Source organism: Streptomyces sp. GS7, from assembly GCF_009834125.1.
Taxonomy (GTDB): Bacteria; Actinomycetota; Actinomycetes; order Streptomycetales; family Streptomycetaceae; genus Streptomyces.
This window is the reverse complement of record NZ_CP047146.1, coordinates 7285921-7305656: the sequence shown is the minus strand read 5'-3', so window position 1 is coordinate 7305656 and position 19736 is coordinate 7285921. Positions and strand designations below refer to the sequence as shown.

14 protein-coding genes are annotated in these 19736 nt (G+C 72.7%); 9 read left to right on the top strand and 5 right to left on the bottom strand.

Going from position 1 to position 19736, the window contains the following annotated elements; translation table 11 throughout:
* Nucleotides 1–20: 20 nt before the first annotated feature.
* Nucleotides 21–1439, top strand: coding sequence for a sugar porter family MFS transporter (locus tag GR130_RS31640; RefSeq protein WP_159507871.1), 1419 nt, complete (start codon nucleotides 21–23; stop codon nucleotides 1437–1439).
* Nucleotides 1440–1539: 100 nt separating this feature from the next.
* Here the strand turns inward: GR130_RS31640 and GR130_RS31635 are convergent, their stop codons facing one another.
* The 3 genes from GR130_RS31635 to GR130_RS31625 all read right to left on the bottom strand — a co-directional run bounded on the left by GR130_RS31635 (nucleotide 1540) and on the right by GR130_RS31625 (nucleotide 6051).
* Nucleotides 1540–3264, bottom strand: coding sequence for an ankyrin repeat domain-containing protein (locus tag GR130_RS31635; protein ID WP_159507870.1), 1725 nt, complete (start codon nucleotides 3262–3264; stop codon nucleotides 1540–1542).
* Between the two features lie 72 nt (nucleotides 3265–3336).
* Complete coding sequence (locus GR130_RS31630) at nucleotides 3337–4407, bottom strand: LLM class flavin-dependent oxidoreductase (RefSeq protein WP_159507869.1); 1071 nt, start codon at nucleotides 4405–4407, stop codon at nucleotides 3337–3339.
* 147 nt (nucleotides 4408–4554) lie between these two features.
* A complete protein-coding gene (locus tag GR130_RS31625; RefSeq protein WP_159507868.1) occupies nucleotides 4555–6051 on the bottom strand; it encodes a purine-cytosine permease family protein in 1497 nt (498 codons plus the stop codon).
* Nucleotides 6052–6472: 421 nt separating this feature from the next.
* Here GR130_RS31625 and GR130_RS31620 point away from each other — a divergent pair, with 421 nt between their 5' ends.
* Nucleotides 6473–6715 carry a hypothetical protein gene (locus GR130_RS31620; protein ID WP_236573718.1) on the top strand — a complete coding sequence of 81 codons (243 nt, stop codon included), beginning with the start codon at nucleotides 6473–6475 and terminating at the stop codon, nucleotides 6713–6715.
* A gap of 165 nt (nucleotides 6716–6880) precedes the next feature.
* Nucleotides 6881–8116 carry a signal recognition particle-docking protein FtsY gene (ftsY, locus tag GR130_RS31615; protein WP_159507867.1) on the top strand — a complete coding sequence of 412 codons (1236 nt, stop codon included), beginning with the start codon at nucleotides 6881–6883 and terminating at the stop codon, nucleotides 8114–8116.
* 181 nt (nucleotides 8117–8297) lie between these two features.
* Here the strand turns inward: ftsY and GR130_RS31610 are convergent, their stop codons facing one another.
* A complete protein-coding gene (locus GR130_RS31610; RefSeq protein ID WP_159507866.1) occupies nucleotides 8298–9008 on the bottom strand; it encodes a bifunctional DNA primase/polymerase in 711 nt (236 codons plus the stop codon).
* Nucleotides 9009–9499: 491 nt separating this feature from the next.
* Here GR130_RS31610 and nsdA point away from each other — a divergent pair, with 491 nt between their 5' ends.
* The 5 genes from nsdA (at nucleotide 9500) to ffh (ending at nucleotide 17120) form a co-directional block, all read left to right on the top strand.
* Nucleotides 9500–10993: a transcriptional repressor NsdA gene (gene nsdA, locus GR130_RS31605; protein WP_159507865.1), complete on the top strand. Its 1494-nt coding sequence runs from the start codon at nucleotides 9500–9502 to the stop codon at nucleotides 10991–10993.
* A 195-nt stretch (nucleotides 10994–11188) separates the two neighbouring features.
* Nucleotides 11189–12529: an ammonium transporter gene (locus GR130_RS31600; protein ID WP_159507864.1), complete on the top strand. Its 1341-nt coding sequence runs from the start codon at nucleotides 11189–11191 to the stop codon at nucleotides 12527–12529.
* The gene (locus tag GR130_RS31595) at nucleotides 12526–12864 is read left to right on the top strand and encodes a P-II family nitrogen regulator (protein WP_159507863.1); all 339 of its coding nucleotides are present in this window, start codon (nucleotides 12526–12528) and stop codon (nucleotides 12862–12864) included. The genes GR130_RS31600 and GR130_RS31595 overlap by 4 nt, the downstream gene beginning before the upstream one ends.
* Before the next feature lie 60 nt (nucleotides 12865–12924).
* Nucleotides 12925–15414 (top strand): [protein-PII] uridylyltransferase, encoded by a 2490-nt coding sequence (locus tag GR130_RS31590; protein WP_159507862.1) that lies wholly within the window; start codon nucleotides 12925–12927, stop codon nucleotides 15412–15414.
* 143 nt (nucleotides 15415–15557) lie between these two features.
* Nucleotides 15558–17120, top strand: a complete 1563-nt coding sequence (ffh, locus tag GR130_RS31585; protein WP_159507861.1) for a signal recognition particle protein — start codon at nucleotides 15558–15560, stop codon at nucleotides 17118–17120.
* A 550-nt stretch (nucleotides 17121–17670) separates the two neighbouring features.
* On the opposite strand, the gene GR130_RS31580 is transcribed toward ffh, so the two are convergent.
* Nucleotides 17671–18537: a methyltransferase domain-containing protein gene (locus GR130_RS31580; protein ID WP_159507860.1), complete on the bottom strand. Its 867-nt coding sequence runs from the start codon at nucleotides 18535–18537 to the stop codon at nucleotides 17671–17673.
* 553 nt (nucleotides 18538–19090) lie between these two features.
* On the opposite strand from GR130_RS31580, the gene GR130_RS31575 reads away from it, so the two are divergent.
* Nucleotides 19091–19681, top strand: a complete 591-nt coding sequence (locus GR130_RS31575) for a hypothetical protein (RefSeq protein ID WP_159507859.1) — start codon at nucleotides 19091–19093, stop codon at nucleotides 19679–19681.
* Nucleotides 19682–19736: the final 55 nt, after the last annotated feature.

Below are 19736 nucleotides of genomic sequence, written 5' to 3'. Positions count from 1 at the left end.
CCGGGCCACTGGAGTTCACGTTGACCAGCACCGCGCAGCCGACGGTCCCGGAAGGCCGCAAGGCCCACCCCGACCACCTCGGCCATGTCATCTTCATCACCGCGGCTGCCGCGATGGGCGGCTTCCTCTTCGGCTATGACAGCTCCGTCATCAACGGCGCCGTGGAGGCGATCCGCGGCCGCTACGACGTCGGGTCCGCCGGCCTGGCGCAGGTGATCGCCATCGCGCTGATCGGCTGCGCCATCGGCGCCGCCACCGCCGGCCGGATCGCCGACCGGATCGGCCGGATCCGCGTGATGCAGATCGCCGCGACGCTCTTCACCATCAGCGCCATCGGCTCCGCCCTGCCGTTCGCCCTCTGGGACCTGGCGATGTGGCGCGTGCTGGGCGGTATCGCGATCGGCATGGCCTCGGTCATCGGCCCGGCCTACATCGCGGAGGTCTCGCCGTCCGCCTACCGCGGCCGGCTCGGCTCCTTCCAGCAGGCCGCGATCGTCGTCGGTATCGCCATCTCCCAGCTCGTCAACTGGGGCATCCTCAACCTCGCCCACGGCGACCAGCGCGGCAAGATCGCCGGCCTGGAAGCCTGGCAGTGGATGCTCGGCGTGATGGTGATCCCGGCCGTCCTCTACGGTCTGCTGTCCTTCGCGATCCCCGAGTCGCCGCGCTTCCTGATCTCCATCGGCAAGACCGACCGCGCCAAGGAGGTGCTGGCCGAGGTCGAGGGCCACGCCGTCGACCTCGACGCCCGGGTCGTCGAGATCGAGGAGGCGATGCGCAGCGAGCACAAGTCGACCTTCAAGGACCTGCTCGGCGGCAAGGCGGGCTTCCTGCCGATCGTCTGGGTCGGTATCGGGCTCTCCGTCTTCCAGCAGCTGGTCGGCATCAACGTCGCCTTCTACTACTCCTCGACGCTGTGGCAGTCCGTCGGGATCAACCCCGAGAGCTCGTTCTTCTACAGCTTCACCACCTCGATCATCAACATCATCGGCACCGTGATCGCGATGATCTTCGTCGACCGGATCGGCCGCCGCCCGCTGGCGCTGATCGGCTCGGTCGGTATGGCCGTCGCGCTCGGCCTGGAGGCGTGGGCCTTCTCCGCCAAGTCTGCCGCCGGCACCCTGCCGACCACCGAAGGCACCATCGCCCTGATCGCCGCCCACGGCTTCGTCCTCTTCTTCGCGCTCTCCTGGGGCGTCGTGGTCTGGGTCTTCCTCGGCGAGATGTTCCCGAACAAGATCCGCGCCGCCGCGCTGGGCGTCGCCGCCTCCGCGCAGTGGATCGCCAACTGGGTCATCACGGCCAGCTTCCCGAGCCTGTCCGACTGGAACCTCTCGGGCACCTACGTGATCTACATGGTCTTCGCCCTGCTCTCGATCCCCTTCGTGCTCAAGTTCGTGAAGGAGACCAAGGGCAAGGCGTTGGAGGAGATGGGCTAACCCCCCGCCAGTCCGTCTCCTCAGTTGTGGCTGCTGCCCCCGGCTCACCCGAGCCGGGGGCAGCGGTCGTCTCCGGACGCGGCCCGGGAGCCCGGGAGCCTCAGCCCAGCAGCGGGCTGCCGTCCGGTATCTCCACCCAGCGGCGCGGCGCACCGGCCACCGCGTGCGGGTCCGTCAGGCGCAGGCCCGCCATCGCGGAGGCGTACGCCAGCTCGGCGGCGCCGTACATGCCGTCCGGCCGGTCCCAGCTCCAGAAGCGGTACAGCCAGTGGCCGTCCGGCTCGTCCCCGTACGGCGGGAGGCCGATCTCCTCGGTGAGCTCGGTACGGCCGTCCCGGGAGAGCGCGCCGAAGGTGCCCCCGCTGGGATTGAAGTAGACGCCGTAGGCGGTGGTGCCGGCGGAGAGCGCGTCCAGCACCGGGGCGGTGCTCAGCCGATACGACACGGGCTGGACCAGGACGCATCCGCCGGGCACGCCCGTCACCCCCACCTGCCGCTCGGCCTCCTCCGGCGCGTACGGATCGAAGCCGTTCGGGCCGGTGCCGTGCGGGCCGGGCTCCGCGTCCAGGTCGAGGACCGGGCACTCGGCCGGGTCGCGGCCCAGGCGCCGCACGGCCTCCTCCTCGTCGATACCGGGGACGAAGGCGACCGAGAGGCCGTCCGTCTCCACCCCCTCGAAGACCGCGGCCCGGTCGTCGGCGTCCTGCTGGGCGGCGCGCTCCCGGGGCGTCAGCGGCACCGCGTCCGGCAGCCCGGCGAACAGCGGGGCCAGGGACGTCGCCAGGGCCAGCCGGCCGGGCGAACGGCCGCCGATCCGCGGGCTCCAGGCATCGGCGCCGGCCCCGAGCAGCAGCGCGGCGTTCGCCTCGGCGCCGTGCACGACCGCGTGCCACAAGGGAGTGCAGCCCTGGTCGTCCACCACGTCCACCTCCGGTCCCCGTGCGAGGAGTTCGGCGACGACATCCGGGGAACTGTGGGCGGCGGCCAGATGCAGCGGGGCGTCCAGGGAACCGGACCGCAGCGCGGCGGGATCGGCCCCCTGCGCCAGGCGCGCCCTGATCAGCTCGGTGTCCTGCCAGTGGAAGGGGGCCAGCTCCTCCCAGTCGCCGCGCGCCGGGTCGGGCGCCGGCGGGGACCACGCGGGCAGCCCCGCCGCCGCCGGCCGCGCCAGGATCTCGGACGGCCCCAGGCTGACGCTGAGGAACCCCCGCGGCTCCTCACCGGCCCCGGAGCGGGCGGGCGGCGCGGCGTCCGGCCAGATCTCCAGCGCGCCGCCGGCCGCCGCCCGCAGGATCGCCGCGTCGAGGACCGTGACCGTCTCCGGCACCCCCTCGTCCGGCCACTCGACCACCAGCTGGGCCGGCCCGGCGGGCGGCAACTGCGAGAGGTGCAGCTCCAGTTGGTAGTGGAAGGCGCCGCCCGTGCCGCCGCTCAGCCGGAGCGTGGGCCGGCTCCCGTCGGCCATCGGCCAGGGCTCGCCGTCGAGAGTGGTGACCTTCCGCCCGTCGGCCAGCAGCAGCCCGCAGCGCAGTGCCCCGCTGCCGGGGCGGCCGTACGGCGTCGTCCGGCCGCCCGGCTCGATCCGCCGCAGGAAGACCGCCAACCGCATCGTCACCGACGCCGGCCACACCTCCCAGCCGGTCAGCATGATCCGCACGTCGGGGCCGGCGCCGACCTCCGCCACCTGCGGCAGCTGAGCCGGCACGAACCAGTGGGCGGGCGCGAAATCCTCGGTGCCGCCGGGATCGTAGGCGCTCAACACCATGGTCTCGGCGGGGGGTTCGGGTGGTGGGTCGGGAGCGATCAGGCCGTCGAAGAAGCTCATGCACCGATCGTGACACCCGCCACTGACAATCCGCCGTGACGTGCGCGCCGCCGCCGCTCCGGGCGCCCCGCCTCAGCCCCCGAGCCCGGGCAGCACCCGCTCCGCGAACAGGTGCAGCGACCGCCAGCCCTCGTCGACCGGCATCCCGCCGCACAGCGGATGCAGGATCAACGCGCCCTGGGCGCGCGCCTCTTGAGCCAGCTTCACACACGCCTCCGGTGTGACGATCCGGTACACGCCCTCCGCGCGCAGCGCCGCGGCGTCCCCGGCGGTGGAGCGCACCGCGGAGCGGATCCCGGCGGACTGCCACGAGGCGTACATCCGCGCCTCGTGCAGCAGATGCCCGCCGTACTCGGCCCAACTCCGGTCCGGATCCTCGGAGATGTGCAGCAGGCAGGTGCGCTCCGGCGGCTGCATCACCCAGCCCTCGGTGCCGAACCCGGCGCGCTGCTCGTGGTAGTAGCGCTCCAGCTCCGGCAGGCGGTCGCTGGGGAAGAGGGGCAGCCCGAACCGGGCGGCGCGCCGGGCCGCCGGCCGCGAACTGCCGCCGACCAGCAGCAGCGGATGCGGCCGGGTGTACGGGCGCGGGGTGACCTGGACCGTACGCCCCTGATAGGTGAACGGTTCACCGGTCCAGGCGGAGAGCAGCGTCTGCAGCACCTCGTCCTGGAGGGCGCCGCGGCGCCGCCAGTCCTTGCCGTGCGCCGCGTACTCCTCGGGCCGGTAGCCGAGGCCGGCGACGGTCACCAGCCGGCCGCCGCTGAGCAGGTCGAGCGCGGCGATGTCCTCGGCCAGCCGCAGCGGGTCGTGCAGCGGGGTGATCAGGGCGGAGACGGTGACGCCGATGCGCCGGGTGGCGCCGAAGACGGCGCCCGCGAAGGCGAGCGGAGCGGGCATCCAGCCGTTGGTGGTGGCGTGGTGCTCCTCGGTCTGGACCATGGTCAGGCCGCGGTCGTCGGCGAACGCGGCCATCTCCAGGGCGGCCCGGTAGCGCGCGGCGAGCCCTTCGGGGGTGGGCGACGGGTCGACGAGGTTGAAGCGCAGGACCGTGGTGCAGAGGGGCGGCGCGGTGGGGGGCCGCCCGGACGGAGTCTGGAGGAGCCTCGTCGGGCGGTGGTGGTCGGGTGACGGGCGGGCTGACATGACGGCGTCCCCTTCGCCGGGCGGATGGCGAAGGGGACGCTAGCTGACGACTCGTCAGTTATCCAGGCCGGTGGCCGGAACCGGCCAGGACGGTGGCGCGGATCCGGCCGGGGCGGCCACCGGCTGCGCCGCCGGCCGCCCGGTCGTTCAGCCGACCTCGACGGTCGGCCGGTCCTCGTCGGCGGCCCGCTCGGGCGCCTGCTCGGGGGCGTTCTCCCGGGCGGCCGGCAGCACGGCGAAGATCACCGCGGCGATCAGGATCGTGGCCGCCCAGCCCAGGCCGTTCCGGCCGACCCAGGTGCCGGCCAGCGGGCCGGTGAACCACTCCACCTTCGTGAAGCACAGGCCGGCGACCAGGGCGACCGCCCAGGCGGTCATGGCCTGCCAGGAGAAGCCGCCCTTGTACCAGTAGCGGCTGGTGGGGCTGATGTTCATCAGGCTGTCCGCGTCGTAGCGCACCGCCTTCTTGTGCCGGCGGGCCATGTCGACGCCGTAGACGCCGATCCAGGCGGAGAACGAGACCGCGAGCAGCGTCAGGAAGGCGATGAACTGGCCGATGAAGTCCTTGGCCACCAGCATCATGAACAGCCCGCCGATCAGGCTGATGGCCGCGTTGATGCTGACCGCCATGGCGCGCGGCAGCTTGACGCCCATGGTCTGCGCGGTGAAGCCCGCGGAGTACATCGACAGGCTGTTGATCAGCATCATCCCGATCAGCGCGGTGATCAGGTACGGAATCGCGATGGCCGACGGCAGGGCCTGGCCGAGGAACGACATCGGGTCGGTGTTCTGGTTGGCCAGCTCCGGGTTGGACACGGCCATCACGCCGCCCATGACCACCATCGGGACCAGCACCAGGGCCGCACCGGAGACGGTGGTGCCGACGATCTTCCTGCCGGACGCGGAGTGCGGCAGGTAGCGCGCGAAGTCCGGGCCGGTGGGCACCCAGCTGATACCGCCGGCCGCGATCGTGCCGATGCCCGCGATCATCATGGCGCCGCTGCCCGGCGACTTGGCGAAGATGGCGCTCCACGGCATCTTGACGATCAGGTAGATCAGCACGACGACGCTGATCAGGCTGAAGAGGTACGTGGAGTACTTGTTGCAGAGGTTCAGCGCCTTGCGGCCCATCCCGCTGACCAGGAAGGTGCAGGCGACGAAGGCGAGCAGGGTGACGACGATCAGGACGTTGTTGGCCTTGATGCCGAACACCAGGTGCAGCACGGTCAGGATCGCGTACGCGCCGGTGACCGCGTTGATCGTCTCCCAGCCGAAGCGCGCGACCCAGAGGATCGCGCCCGGGAAGTAGTTGCCGCGGACGCCGAAGGCGGCCCGGGAGAGCATCGCGCCGGGAGCGCCGCCCCACTTACCGGAGACGGACAGCAGGCCGACCATCCCGAAGGAGACCGCGGAGGCGATCGCGGCGACCACCAGCACCTGCCAGAAGTTCAGACCGTTGTTGATCACCAGGGAGGCACCCATGGTGAGCAGCAGCACGCTGATGTTGGCGGCGACCCAGGTGGGGAACAGCTCGCGGACCCGGCCCCGGCGTTCGTGGTCGGGAACCGGCTCGATGCCACGGGTCTCGACGGCGCCGTCGGCTTCGGGGATGGACGTGGATGCGGACGTGGTGCTGGTGCCCATGGGTGCAGCTGTCTCCGTGCGGGGTCTGGGGGGCACCCCCGGGGAGGAGGTGCAGGCAGCGGCCGTGGTGCCTGGCCAGAAATGGTTGCCAGGACTCTACGCGCGTTGCGCAGCCGTCCACCATCGTACTTTGATCCAACTTCTACCGGTCCGCCCCCTTGGACTCCTCGACGATGCCAGAGATTTCCGGTTCCTGTCGATGAGTCCAGTCACACCCTCCTGAACAGGCACGGTGTGACGGCACCGGATCCCGGCGGCGGAAACGGAAGCCGGTCCGCCGGTCGGCAACCTCGTGGTTTCGCCCAACGCGGTGCCTCCGGAGAGACGCATGTCTCGTTTAGGGCGGGTTCCGGTGCCGCCGCGGACGGCGATATTCCGGCTCCGGGTCATCCGGGGCCGTATGTGGTGCAAGGTGATCCCGATGAACGAGAGCGAGTACTCGCAGGAGGCCGATGTGCCCGGCAAGACGTGTCAGTGGTGCCAGGGCACCGGCTATATGTCGCAGGCCCTCGCCTACGCCCCCGGCGTCGATCCCTTCCGGGGGCCGTACGAGACCGTTCACCGGGCCGGCGAATGCCGGCACTGCCGGGGGTCGGGCACGTACGACTCGCACCGCGATCCCACCCTGGAGCGCTGGCGCGCCCAGGAGCCCAGAGAGAGCTAGGGCCTGGCCGGTGCGCCATAGCCGGGCCCGCGACCCGACCCACCGGACAGACCCCAGGTCCTGGCCGACGGGGCGTGGCCGAGCAGGCCCTGGCGCCCGACCCACCGCACAGGACCCAGCGCGCGCCTCCTCACGGCGCGGGCCGTGGCTGATACTGGAGGGGTTATGGAATTCGTCATCCTTGCTGTAGTGATCGCCGTGGTCGCGCTCGGCGCGATCAGCGGGCTTGTCGTCAGCAGCCGCAAGAAGAAGCAGCTGCCGCCGCCCCCGCCGGCTGCCCCCAAGCCCTCCGTCACCGCGCCCCCCGCCGAACCGCAGGTCGGCGAGGAGGCCGAGACCCCACGCGACGAAGAACGTCGCACCATCGAAGAAGTCGCGCTGCCCACTGCCGAGGCCCCCGAGGCCGAGGCGGAGGCGCCGGCCGCCGAACCCGAGGCGCCCGCGGCGCCCGAGATCGAGGTCCCCGAGCCGACCGCCGGCCGGCTGGTCCGGCTGCGCGCCCGGCTCTCCCGCTCCCAGAACAGCCTCGGCAAGGGCCTGCTGACCCTGCTGTCGCGCGAGCACCTCGACGAGGAGACCTGGGAGGAGATCGAGGACACCCTTCTCACCGCCGACGTCGGCGTCGCCCCCACCCAGGAACTCGTCGACCGGCTGCGCGAACGCGTCAAGGTCCTCGGCACGCGCACCCCCGAGGGCCTGCGCGAGCTGCTGCGCGAGGAGCTGCTGACCCTCATCGGCACCGACGCCGACCGCACCGTGCACACCGCCAACGGCATCGGCAACGGCGGCGACGAGATCCCCGGCGTCGTGCTGGTGGTCGGCGTCAACGGCACCGGCAAGACCACCACCACCGGCAAGCTCGCCCGGGTGCTGGTCGCCGACGGCAAGTCCGTGGTCCTCGGCGCGGCCGACACCTTCCGCGCCGCCGCCGCCGACCAGCTCCAGACCTGGGGCGAGCGGGTCGGCGCCCGCACGGTCCGCGGGCCCGAGGGCGGCGACCCCGCCTCGATCGCCTTCGACGCGGTGAAGGAGGGCATCGCCGAGTCCGCCGACGTCGTCCTGATCGACACCGCCGGCCGGCTGCACACCAAGACCGGCCTGATGGACGAACTCGGCAAGGTCAAGCGGGTCGTCGAGAAGCACGGCCCGGTCGGCGAGGTGCTGCTCGTCCTGGACGCCACCACCGGCCAGAACGGCCTGGTCCAGGCCCGGGTGTTCGCCGAGGTCGTCGACATCACCGGTGTGGTGCTGACCAAGCTCGACGGCACGGCCAAGGGCGGCATCATCGTCGCCGTCCAGCGCGAGCTCGGCGTGCCGGTCAAGCTCGTCGGCCTGGGCGAGGGCGCGGACGACCTGGCGCCGTTCGAGCCGGAGGCGTTCGTCGACGCGCTCATCAGCTGAGGCACAGGCGCCGCCGCGCCACCCGCGGCCCCATCGGCCCCCGGTACCCGCACCCGTCGGGTACCGGGGGCCGTCGCTTCTCCTCATGGGCACGCGCGGCGCGGACGGCAGTACGCAACACCGGGCGCCGCCCCTCAGGAGCGGCGCCCGGACACGGCGACGACGAAACGATTTGCCCGGTTCAGACCGGCGGCCGGGGGCAGCCCGCCCCGTGGGCGGCCGGGCGGCTGCCCACTGAGCGGTTGCACACATACGCCAGCGTCCCGAGCAGCAGCCGGGCCTGCGGCGGGCAGCCGGCCGAGTCCAGCGTGGGCGGGCGCAGCCAGCGCATCGGTCCGTGGCCGCCGAAGTCCGAGGGTGGCGCGGTGACGTAGTCGCCGCGGCCCAGTGAGCGCAGGTCCAGACCGGCGTCGTCCCAGCCCATGCGGTAGAGCAGGTCGGGGAGCGCGCCGGCCGCCCCGGGGGCGACGAAGAACAGCGCCCGGCCGGTCGGGGTGGCGGCCACCGGCCCCAGCGGCAGTCCCATCCGCTCCAGCCGCACCAGCGCGCCGCGGCCGGCGTCCTCGGGCACGTCGAGGATGTCGAAGGACCGCCCCACGGGAAGCAGCACCGCGGCCCCCGGGGTGTCCGCCCAGGCGGCCGCCGCCTTCTCCAAGGGCGCGCCGGCAGCCAGCTCCTGGCCGAAGGACAGTGGATGGGCGCCCGGCGACGGGCAGTCGGCGGCGCCGCACGAGCAGTCCGTGCGGCTGCCGGTGCGGACCGCGCGGGCACCCGGCGCCACGTCCCAGCCCCACAACCCGGTGTACTCCGCCACCACGGTGCTCTCGGTCGAGCGGGCGCGGCGGCGCGAACCGGAACGGATGTCCCGAATGCCGCCGATCGTGAAGTCCATGCCCCCTCCAACGGGTGGTGCGTGCGAGTGGTTACGAGGCGGCGCATTGACGAGGAGGCGGTGTCCACGCGGGGCTTCACGCTCCGTCGACGGCCCGCGGTGCCGGTGGTGAGCCGTCGCGCGCCGGGCGGTGCGATGCGCCGCGCACGCCTTCGTGTGCTTCGCTCCGCCCGGCCCTCTTCGGCCTGCGTCAAGTCAATCGCGAGTGCAGCCCGGGGAGTTCATTCAAAGGGGTGGCGAATGGTGGCGTTTCCGCGGTCGCCCTCGCGACGGGCGTGATCGTAGGATTACTTTCGGTGCACGAACCCCGGAGAGGCATCGTTCGCACGGGTATGCCGGTGGCAATGCGCCAGGAGGACGGACCGCGGCCGGAGGTGTGGCCGGAATCCGCGCTCGGGTAGATGTACCCCCGGAACGGGCGCCGCAACAGGCGGCATCCTGTGGGTGGTTCGCAGTTCGCAGCAAAGCGCTATCGGAATGGGGGCATTCCTGTGGGCGGCACTGGCGGCACCGCCGGCTCCATCGGCACGGGCGGCACCGACGCCGTCAAACGTCCCAACGCGCAGTTGGGTTCATGGTTCATGCGCAGCGGCTGGTCCAAGGGCGAGCTGGCGCGACAGGTCAACCGGCGGGCGCGCCAGATGGGCGCCCACCACATCAGCACCGACACCTCCCGCGTACGCCGCTGGCTGGACGGCGAGCAGCCGCGCGAGCCCATCCCGCGGATCCTGTCCGAACTCTTCTCGGAGCGCTTCGGCTGCGTGGTCGGCATCGAGGAGCTGGGACTGCGCTCGGCGCACCAGTCCCCGTCCGTCTCCGGGGTCGACCTGCCCTGGGCCGGGCCCCAAACCGTCAGCCTCATCAGCGAGTTCTCGCGCAGCGACCTGATGCTGGCGCGCCGCGGCTTCCTGGGCACCTCCCTGGCGCTGGCCGCCGGACCGACTCTCATCGAGCCGATGCAGCGCTGGCTGGTGCCGGTGCCGGCGGCACCGGGCGACGTACCGGCGCAGCATGACCGGGCCCCGCGGCCGGCCAGGCTGTCCAAGCCCGAGCTGGAGCTGCTGGAGTCGACGACCGCGATGTTCCGGCAGTGGGACGCGCAGTGCGGCGGCGGGCTGCGGCGCAAGGCGGTGGTCGGCCAGCTTCACGAGGTCACCGACCTCCTCCAGGAGCCGCAGTCGCCGCAGGTCTCCAAGCGGCTGTTCAAGGTCGCCGCCGAACTCGCCGAGCTGGCCGGCTGGATGAGCTACGACATCGGGCTCCAGCCGACCGCGCAGAAGTACTTCGTGCTGGCGCTGCACGCCTCCAAAGAGGCCGGCGACCGCCCCCTGGGCTCGTACATCCTCTCCAGCATGAGCCGGCAGATGATCCATCTCGGCCGGCCCGACGACGCGTTGGAGCTGATCCACCTCGCCCAGTACGGCAGCCGGGAGACCGCCACCCCCCGTACGCAGGCGATGTTGTATGCGATGGAGGCGCGCGCGTACGCCGGCATGGGCCAGCCCAGCAAGGTCAAGCGGGCGGTGCGGATGGCCGAGGACACCTTCTCCGACGTCACCCCCGGCGAGCCGGAGCCGGACTGGATCCGCTTCTTCTCCGAGGCCGAGCTGAACGCCGAGAACGCCCACTCCTACCGCGACCTCGCCTACGTGGCGGGCCGCAGCCCCACGTACGCCTCGCTCGCCGAGCCCGTGATGCGGCGCGCCGTGGAGCTGTTCGGCCGGGACCCCGAGCACCAGCGCTCCTACGCGCTCAACCTGATCGGGATGGCGACCGTGCATCTGCTCCAGAAGGAGCCGGAAGCCTGCGCGGAGATGGCGCAGCGCGCGATCCCGTTCGCCCGGCAGGTCCGCTCCGAGCGCGTCAACACCCGGCTCCGCAAGACCGTGGACACCGCGGCGCGGGAGTACGGGGGCGTCGCCGAGGTGATCCAGCTGGGCGACGAGCTGTCCCGGCAGCTCCCGGAGACGGCGGAGGCCGGCTGAGCGACGGTTTCCGCGGGCTGAACAGGCGGTGCCGGGCCGATCTCGGAGTTCACCGGGGCGTAACACGGAGGGTGCCTTCGTCACCCCGGTGAAACACCGGCAAGGTTTGGCCGAAACGGTGCTGCGACAACCTCATCGCGAAGTCGGCCCACCCCCACACCCAGCGCGGGCCGCATCGACGACGAGGAGACGCCGATGCCCCCAGGCATCCTGACGATCGCGGCAGACAAAGCGACGCTCAGCCCGGCCAACACCGGGTTCATGCTGATCTGCTCCGCACTGGTGATGATCATGACCCCCGGCCTCGCCTTCTTCTACGGCGGCATGGTCCGGGTCAAAAGCGTCCTGAACATGCTGATGATGAGCTTCATCAGCCTGGGCATCGTGACGATCCTGTGGGTGCTGTACGGCTTCGGGCTCGCGTTCGGCAAGGACAACGGCGGCGTCATCGGCTGGGACAGCACCTTCGCCGGAATGGGCCACATCGGCCTGACCCAGCTGTGGGGCACCACCTCCATCCCCGTCTACGTCTTCGCGGTCTTCCAGCTGATGTTCGCGGTGATCACGCCCGCGCTGATCAGCGGGGCGCTCGCGGACCGGGTGAAGTTCACCGCCTGGGCGCTGTTCATCGCCCTGTGGGTGACCCTCGTCTACTTCCCCGTCGCGCACTGGGTGTGGGCCGACGGCGGGTGGCTCTTCAAGCTGGGCGTGATCGACTTCGCCGGCGGCACCGCCGTCCACATCAACGCCGGTGCCGCGGCGCTCGGCGTCATCCTCGTCGTCGGCAAGCGGATCGGCTTCAAGAAGGACCCGATGCGCCCGCACAGCCTGCCCCTGGTGATGCTCGGCGCCGGCCTGCTCTGGTTCGGCTGGTTCGGCTTCAACGCCGGCTCCTGGCTCAACAACGACGACGGCGTCGCCGCGGTCGCCTTCGTCAACACCCAGGTCGCCACCGCCGCCGCGATGCTCGGCTGGCTCGCCTACGAAAAGATCCGGCACGGCTCGTTCACCACCCTCGGCGCGGCCTCCGGCGCGGTCGCCGGACTCGTCGCGATCACCCCGGCGTGCGGTGCCGTCAGCCCGCTCGGCGCCATCGCCCTCGGCGTGATCGCCGGCGTGGTGTGCGCGATGGCGGTCGGCCTCAAGTACAAGTTCGGCTACGACGACTCGCTCGACGTCGTCGGCGTCCACCTCGTCGGCGGCGTCATCGGCTCGCTGCTGATCGGCGTCTTCGCCACCGGCGGCGTGCAGAGCGACGCCAAGGGCCTCCTCTACGGCGGCGGCTTCGCACAGCTCGGCAAGCAGACCGTCGGCGTGGTCTGCGTGCTCCTGTACTCCCTCGTCGTCTCGTACGTCCTTGCCAAGGCGATCGACCTGGTGATGGGCTTCCGGGTCGGCGAGGACGAGGAGATCGCCGGCGTCGACCAGGCCGCGCACGCCGAGACCGCGTACGACTTCGCCGGCGCGGGCGGCGGCACGGCCGCCCGCACGACCACGGCCCTCGGCGAGACCCCTACCAAGAAGGTGGACGCGTGAAGCTCATCACCGCAGTAATCAAGCCGCACCGGCTGGACGAAGTGAAGGAAGCCCTCCAGGCGTTCGGCGTGCACGGCCTGACCGTCACCGAGGCCAGCGGCTACGGCCGGCAGCGCGGGCACACCGAGGTGTACCGCGGCGCCGAGTACACCGTCGACCTGGTGCCCAAGATCCGCATCGAGGTGCTCGTGGAGGACGCGGACGCCGAGGAACTGGTGGAGGTCGTGGTCAAGGCGGCCCGCACCGGCAAGATCGGCGACGGGAAGGTGTGGAGCGTCCCGGTCGACGAGGCGGTCCGGGTGCGGACCGGCGAGCGCGGACCCGACGCGCTGTAAACCGCGGCACGGCGGCGGGGAGGCCCGGTGAGGGCACAACACGACCAAGGAGAAGCCGAGTTGACCGAGAGCGCCGAGGACACCGCAGGCCGGCCCGCGGCCCCGCCGCCCAGCGCCCCCGAAGGCGGCTACCCCGCCGCCCGGATCCGGCTCCTCCAGGACGACACCCCCACCGGCCCCGACCGCCGCGCCGCCCTCGCCCGGCTCACCGACGACTGGCTCGCCGCCCTGCTGACCGGGGCGGCGGGCACGACCGGCGTCACCGGCACCGCGCTGGTCGCCGTCGGCGGCTACGGCCGCGGCGAACTCTCCCCGCGCAGCGACCTCGACCTCCTCCTGCTGCACGACGGCCGGGCCGCCACCGCGGACCTCGCCGCCCTCGCCGACCGCCTCTGGTACCCCGTCTGGGACCTCGGCCTGGACCTCGACCACTCCGTACGCACCCCCTCCGAGGCCCGCAGGGCGGCCCGCGAGGACCTCAAGGTGCAGCTGGGCCTGCTGGACGCCCGCCACCTGGCCGGCGACCCCGAACTGACCGCCGCGGTACGCACCGCCGCCTACGCGGGCTGGCGGGAGAGCGCCCCGAAGCGGCTCCCCGAACTCCACGCGCTGTGCCAGGAGCGCGCCGCACGCCAGGGCGAACTCCAGTACCTCCTCGAACCCGACCTCAAGGAGGCCAGGGGCGGACTGCGGGACGCCACCGCCCTGCGCGCCATCGCCGCCTCCTGGCTCGCCGACGCCCCACGCGGCGGCCTCGAAGCCGCCCGCACCCGGCTCCTGGACACCCGCGACGCGCTCCACCTCACCACCGGCCGCGCCACCGACCGGCTCGCCCTCCAGGAACAGGACCAGGTCGCCGGCGCCCTCGGCCTGCTCGACGCCGACGCGCTGCTGCGGCAGACCTACGAATCCGCCCGCACCATCTCCTACGCCGCCGACGTCACCTGGCGCGAGGTCGGCCGGGTCCTGCGCGCCCGGTCCGTCAAACCGACGCTCCGCGGGCTGCTGCCCGGACGCACCGCGGCCAAGGGGGAGCGCACACCGCTCGCCGAGGGCGTCGTGGAACTCGACGGCGAGGCGGTACTGGCCCGCACCGCGCGCCCCGAACGGGACCCCGTCCTGGTCCTGCGCGCCGCGGCCGCCGCCGCCCAGGCCGGACTGCCGCTCGCCACCCACGCCATCCGCCGCTGCGCCACGGCCGCCGCCACCGCGCCGCTGCCCGTGCCCTGGCCCGCCGAGGCACGGGAACAGCTGGTGACGCTGCTCGGCGCGGGCGCGCACACCGTGCCCGTATGGGAGGCCCTGGAGGCCGAGGGCGTCATCGGCCGGCTGCTGCCCGACTGGGAACGCGTCCGCTGCCGCCCCCAGCGCAACGCCGTGCACACCTGGACCGTCGACCGCCACCTGGTCGAGACCGCGGTACGGGCCGCCGCGCTGACCCGCCGGGTGCACCGCCCCGACCTGCTGCTGGTCGCCGCACTGCTGCACGACATCGGCAAGGGCTGGCCCGGCGACCACTCCGTGGCCGGCGAGACCATCGCCCGCGACGTGGCGGCCCGGCTCGGCTTCGACAGCCGCGACACCGCCGTGCTCGCCACCCTCGTGCGGCACCACCTGCTGCTCATCGAGACCGCCACCCGGCGCGACCTGGACGACCCGGAGACCGTCGCAGCGGTCGCCGAGGCCGTCGGCAGCCCCGGCACCCTGGAACTCCTGCACGCCCTCACCGAGGCCGACGCGCTGGCCACCGGGCCCGCCGCCTGGAGCTCCTGGCGCGACGGCCTGGTCACCGACCTGGTCGCCCGCGTCGCCGACCGGCTCGCCGGGGAGCCCGCGGCCGACCCCCGCGAGACGGAGGGCCCGACCGCCGAACAGGAGCGGCTGGCCATCGAGGCCGGGCGTACCGGCGGCCCGGTACTGGCGCTGCACACCAGGCCCGAGAACACACCGCAGGCCGCCGCCGACGGCACCGCCACCGCCCGGGAACCGATCGGCGTGGAACTCCTGATCGCCGTCCCCGACCAGGCCGGCGTGCTGCCCGCCGCGGCCGGCGTGCTGGCCCTGCACCGGCTCACCGTCCGCGCCGCCGACCTGTGCGCCCTCGACCCCATCGGCCAGGGCCCGGTCCTGCTGCTCAGCTGGCGGGTGGCCGCCGAGTACGGCTCGCTCCCCGAGGCCGACCGGCTGCGCGCCGACCTGGTCCGCGCCCTGGACGGCTCCCTCGACATCCCCGCCCGCCTCGCCGAACGCGAACGCGCCTACGCCCGCCGCTCCCGCGCCGTACTGGCCCCGCCGCCGCGCGTCACCGTCGCCACCGGCAGCTCCCGTACGGCCACCGTCATCGAGGTCCGCGCCCAGGACGCGCACGGGCTGCTGCACCGGATCGGCCGGGCGCTGGAGGCGGCCGGGGTCTGGGTGCGCAGCGCCCATGTGAGCACCCTGGGGGCGAACGCGGTGGACACCGTGTACGTCACGCGGGACGACGGGACGCTGCTGCCGGAAGGGGAGGCGGCCGATCTGGCGAAGGCGCTGGAAGAGGCACTGCGGTAGCGCTCTGTACCGGGCCTGTCCGCCGCCCGCCCGGCGGCGCCCGGTGAACGGCCGGGAGCGGGTCCGGGACGGTCCGCTTGCGTGGCCGGATACCCTAGAAGCCGACTGCACCCCGCCCCCGACCCCGAGGATCGACGACCGCCGTGTTCGATACGCTTTCCGACCGCTTGGCGAGTACTTTCAAAAACCTCCGGGGCAAGGGCCGCCTGAGCGAGGCGGACATCGACGCCACGGCGCGCGAGATCCGTATCGCCCTTCTCGAGGCCGATGTCGCCCTCCCCGCCGTCCGCGCCTTCATCAAGCACGTCAAGGAACGCGCCTCCGGTGTCGAGGTCTCGCAGGCGCTGAACCCGGCCCAGCAGGTCATCAAGATCGTCAACGAGGAGCTCATCGGCATCCTCGGCGGCGAGACCCGCCGGCTGCGGTTCGCCAAGACGGCGCCGACGGTCATCATGCTGGCGGGTCTCCAGGGTGCCGGTAAGACGACCCTGGCCGGAAAGCTCGGCCGCTGGCTCAAGTCGCAGGGCCACGCCCCGCTGCTGGTCGCCTGCGACCTCCAGCGCCCCAACGCCGTCAACCAGCTCCAGGTCGTCGCCGAGCGCGCCGGCGTCGCCTTCTACGGCCCCCAGCCGGGCAACGGCGTCGGCGACCCCGTCCAGGTCGCCAAGGACTCCATCGAGCACGCGCGCACCAAGCAGTACGACGTCGTGATCGTCGACACCGCCGGCCGCCTCGGTATCGACGCCGAGATGATGCAGCAGGCCGCCGACATCCGCGACGCGGTCAGCCCCGACGAGGTCCTGTTCGTCGTCGACGCGATGATCGGCCAGGACGCGGTCAACACCGCCGAGGCGTTCCGCGACGGCGTCGGCTTCGACGGCGTGGTGCTCTCCAAGCTGGACGGCGACGCCCGCGGTGGTGCCGCGCTCTCCATCGCGCACGTCACCGGCAAGCAGATCATGTTCGCCTCCAACGGCGAGAAGCTGGACGACTTCGACGCGTTCCACCCGGACCGCATGGCGTCCCGCATCCTCGGCATGGGCGACATGCTGTCGCTCATCGAGAAGGCCGAGCAGACCTTCAGCCAGCAAGAGGCCGAGAAGATGGCGGCCAAGCTGGCGAAGGGCCCCAAGGAATTCACGCTGGACGACTTCCTGGCCCAGATGGAGCAGGTCCGCAAGATGGGCTCCATCTCCAAGCTCCTCGGCATGCTGCCCGGTATGGCGCAGATGAAGGACCAGATCAACAACCTCGACGAGCGCGAGGTCGACCGCACGGCCGCGATCATCAAGTCGATGACCCCGGCCGAGCGCCAGGACCCGACGATCATCAACGGCTCGCGCCGCGCCCGTATCGCCCGGGGCTCCGGTGTGGACGTCAGCACCGTCAAGAACCTCGTCGAGCGGTTCTTCGACGCCCGCAAGATGATGTCGCGGATGGCCCAGGGCGGCGGCATGCCCGGCATGCCCGGCATGCCCGGGATGCCGGGCATGGGTGGCGGTGCCGCGCGGAAGAAGAAGCAGCTCAAGCAGGCCAAGGGCAAGCGCAAGAGCGGCAACCCGATGAAGCGCAAGGCCGATGAAGAGGCCGCGGCGGCGCGCCGCGAGGCCGCGGCGGCGGGCAACCCGCTGGGCCTCCCGCAGGGCGCCGGCCAGGACCCGCAGAACTTCGAACTGCCCGAGGAGTTCAAGAAGTTCATGGGGTGAGCACGCCGAGGCGGGGGCGCTTCTCCCTCTTTGCCCGGCCCCCGGGCCGCCCCCGTCTCACTCTCCTTGCGTGCCCACCGGCCTCGGCGACCGTCCAGCCGGCCCTTCTCCGCTTCCTCGCCTGACTGTCCGGCCCTCTTCGCCGGCCCTCCTCGCCTCGTTTCCTGGCTGCCGGGCCCCTGCGTCTGGCTGCGGGGGCCTCTTCATGGTGACGGGGCCTCTTCTGACGGTTGGGGCTCTCTTCACGACTGCGGGGCCTCTTCTGACGGTTGGGGCTCTCTTCTGACTGCCGGAGCCCCCTTCGCCTCCTCGCCCGCCCACCCGCCCCCTCCGCACCTCCTCACCCGCCCACCCCCCGAAGGGGGGTGGGCGGCGGGAAAAAAAATTAGGCGCGGGGTGGGCGGCGGGTAAGAGGAGCGCACCCCACAGGCCCCCACGGTCTCGCCCCCACGGCAGGTCTCACCCCCTACGGGAACTCACCTCAGCCGGACCCGGAGCGTCAACCGGGCCTTCAGGGAAGGCAGTTCGCGCCCTGTAAGGGCGGTCGGGCCTAACGGGTGCGCGCGATCAGGTAGCGGAAGACGTTCGGCATCCACACCGTGCCGTCCGCACGCTGATGCGGATGCAGCGCCTCCGTCAGCTCCTTCTCCACCTGCCGCGGCTCGGTGGCCTCCAGCGCCGCGTCGAACAGCCCCGTCGACAGCAGCCCGCGCACCGCGCTCGCCATGTCCGCGTAGCCGAACGGGCAGGACACCCGCCCCGACCCGTCGGGCCGCAGCCCCGCCCGGTCGGCCAGTTCCTCCAGATCGTCCCGCCCGGCCAGCCGCCATCCCGCGGAGCCGGCGGCGAAGTCGGCGGGGGAGTCGGCCAGCCGCTGCGCCACCCGCAGCACCCCGGACGTGGCGCACCGCTCCACCGGACCCCAGCCGCCCAGCACCACCGCGCTGCCGCGCTCCGCCAGCGCCGCCGCCGCGGTCAGCGACGCGGTCAGCCCCCCGGCGCTGCTCCCGCAGCCCACCGGGTGGAACGCCGTCACCACGGTGAACGCCGCGTCCTCCGGTGCCGCGTCCGCCAGCCCGCCGCTGACCAGCCGGGTCACCTCCGGCATCCCGTCCGGCGTGAGCCGCTCGCGGGCCAGCTCCAGCCGGCACTCGTCCGCGTCCACACCGCTGACCTGGGCGCCGCGCGCCGCCGCCAGCAAAAGCGCCAGCCCGGAGCCGCAGCCCAGCCCGAGCAGCCGGGTGCCGGGCCCGACGCCGAGACGGTCGTACGCGGCTTCGTAGAGGGGGACCAGCATGCGCTCCTGGATTTCCGCCCAGTCACGGGCGCGTGCTCGGGCGCCGGCCGCGGCGGGCGGGTCGTCGCAGCCCATGGACCCGGTGTTCGGAAGCTGGTGCCGCACGAGCGTGGGTGACATCGAAAGCGCCCCTATTCGCCGAGAACCCGAAGCTGATCCGTACCGTCCGCCCCCGTTTCCGAGCGTTGTGCGCCCCCGCAATCCAGACAACTGCGCATCCGTCCGGCCGTCCAGAGGGTGCGCCGGGGTTGTCTCCCGCGCGCCCCCGTGTGCGCCGGGCCCGCACCCCGGAGCGTCGTTCCAGGGTGCCCCGGCGAGCGCGGTCCCGCCACGGCAGCGCGCACCACCCGGCACCCGTGCGCCGCCCGGGCCACGCGCCCGGGCGGGTCGTGCTGCCCTACGGTGGAGGGGCGGGGCGGCGCCCGGGGCGATCCCCACCACCCGTAACATCGCCGCGTGATGGTTGCCCCGCCGTACGACCGGCTTACGCCATGCGGTGTACGCGGGGGTACGCGGTGGTACGTACCGGCTTGCTGCCCGGCGGGCGCCTTCTCCGCAGATCGGCGCACCAGGCCCACGGCACGGCCGATGACCAGAAACTGACCGGTACGTGCAAATTATTTGGGATGCCCCGGAATCGGAACACTGGGCGACCCCGGCTCGTTGTCACGACGTGAGCACGACACCGCCTGTTCTCGCCGCCGAGCTGGCGCTCGCGTGGGCCGACATTCAACGGCACCACCCCGAGCTGCCGGACCTGGCCGCGCCCGAGTCCCTGATCGGAGAGTCCTCGTCCGCCTGTGGCGCCGAGCTCTCCTTCGAACGGCTGCTCCATGAGGCAGTCCACGGCATCGCCGCCGCCCGCGGCGTCCGCGACACCTCCAGGGCAGGCCGCTACCACAACCGCCGGTTCCTGGCGATCGCCGAGGAGCTGGGCCTGGACCACGCCGACGAGCCGCATCCCAGCAGCGGCTTCTCGCTGGTCACGCTCAACCCCGAGGCCAGAAGGCGCTACCGCCCCACGATCGAGCGGCTCACCAGAGCCCTCAAGGCCCACAGTGCCGCGACCGCCACCGACACCGCCCGCAGCTTCCGCGGCCCGGCCGCCCGGCACGGCTCCTCCGGGGGCGGCGTGCGCGTCAAGGCCGTCTGCGACTGCGGACGCAATGTCCGGGTCGTACCGTCCGTGCTGGCCCAGGCGCCGATCGTCTGCGGCGGCTGCGGCAAGCCCTTCCGTATCCCCGAGGTAGCCGCGGTCGGCTGACCCCAGGGCGTGTGGCACAATGAATGGCTGTACTCGACAGTCGCACAGGACCCCT

What these genes read in the sequence shown, in the direction of transcription:
- GR130_RS31635 (WP_159507870.1), bottom strand. Translation starts at nt 3,264, where the DNA reads ATGAGCTTCTTCGACGGCCTGATCGCTCCCGACCCACCACCCGAACCC.
- GR130_RS31630 (WP_159507869.1), bottom strand. Translation starts at nt 4,407, where the DNA reads ATGTCAGCCCGCCCGTCACCCGACCACCACCGCCCGACGAGGCTCCTC.
- GR130_RS31625 (WP_159507868.1), bottom strand. Translation starts at nt 6,051, where the DNA reads ATGGGCACCAGCACCACGTCCGCATCCACGTCCATCCCCGAAGCCGAC.
- GR130_RS31620 (WP_236573718.1), top strand. Translation starts at nt 6,473, where the DNA reads ATGAACGAGAGCGAGTACTCGCAGGAGGCCGATGTGCCCGGCAAGACG.
- ftsY (WP_159507867.1), top strand. Translation starts at nt 6,881, where the DNA reads ATGGAATTCGTCATCCTTGCTGTAGTGATCGCCGTGGTCGCGCTCGGC.
- GR130_RS31610 (WP_159507866.1), bottom strand. Translation starts at nt 9,008, where the DNA reads ATGGACTTCACGATCGGCGGCATTCGGGACATCCGTTCCGGTTCGCGC.
- GR130_RS31600 (WP_159507864.1), top strand. Translation starts at nt 11,189, where the DNA reads ATGCCCCCAGGCATCCTGACGATCGCGGCAGACAAAGCGACGCTCAGC.
- GR130_RS31580 (WP_159507860.1), bottom strand. Translation starts at nt 18,537, where the DNA reads ATGTCACCCACGCTCGTGCGGCACCAGCTTCCGAACACCGGGTCCATG.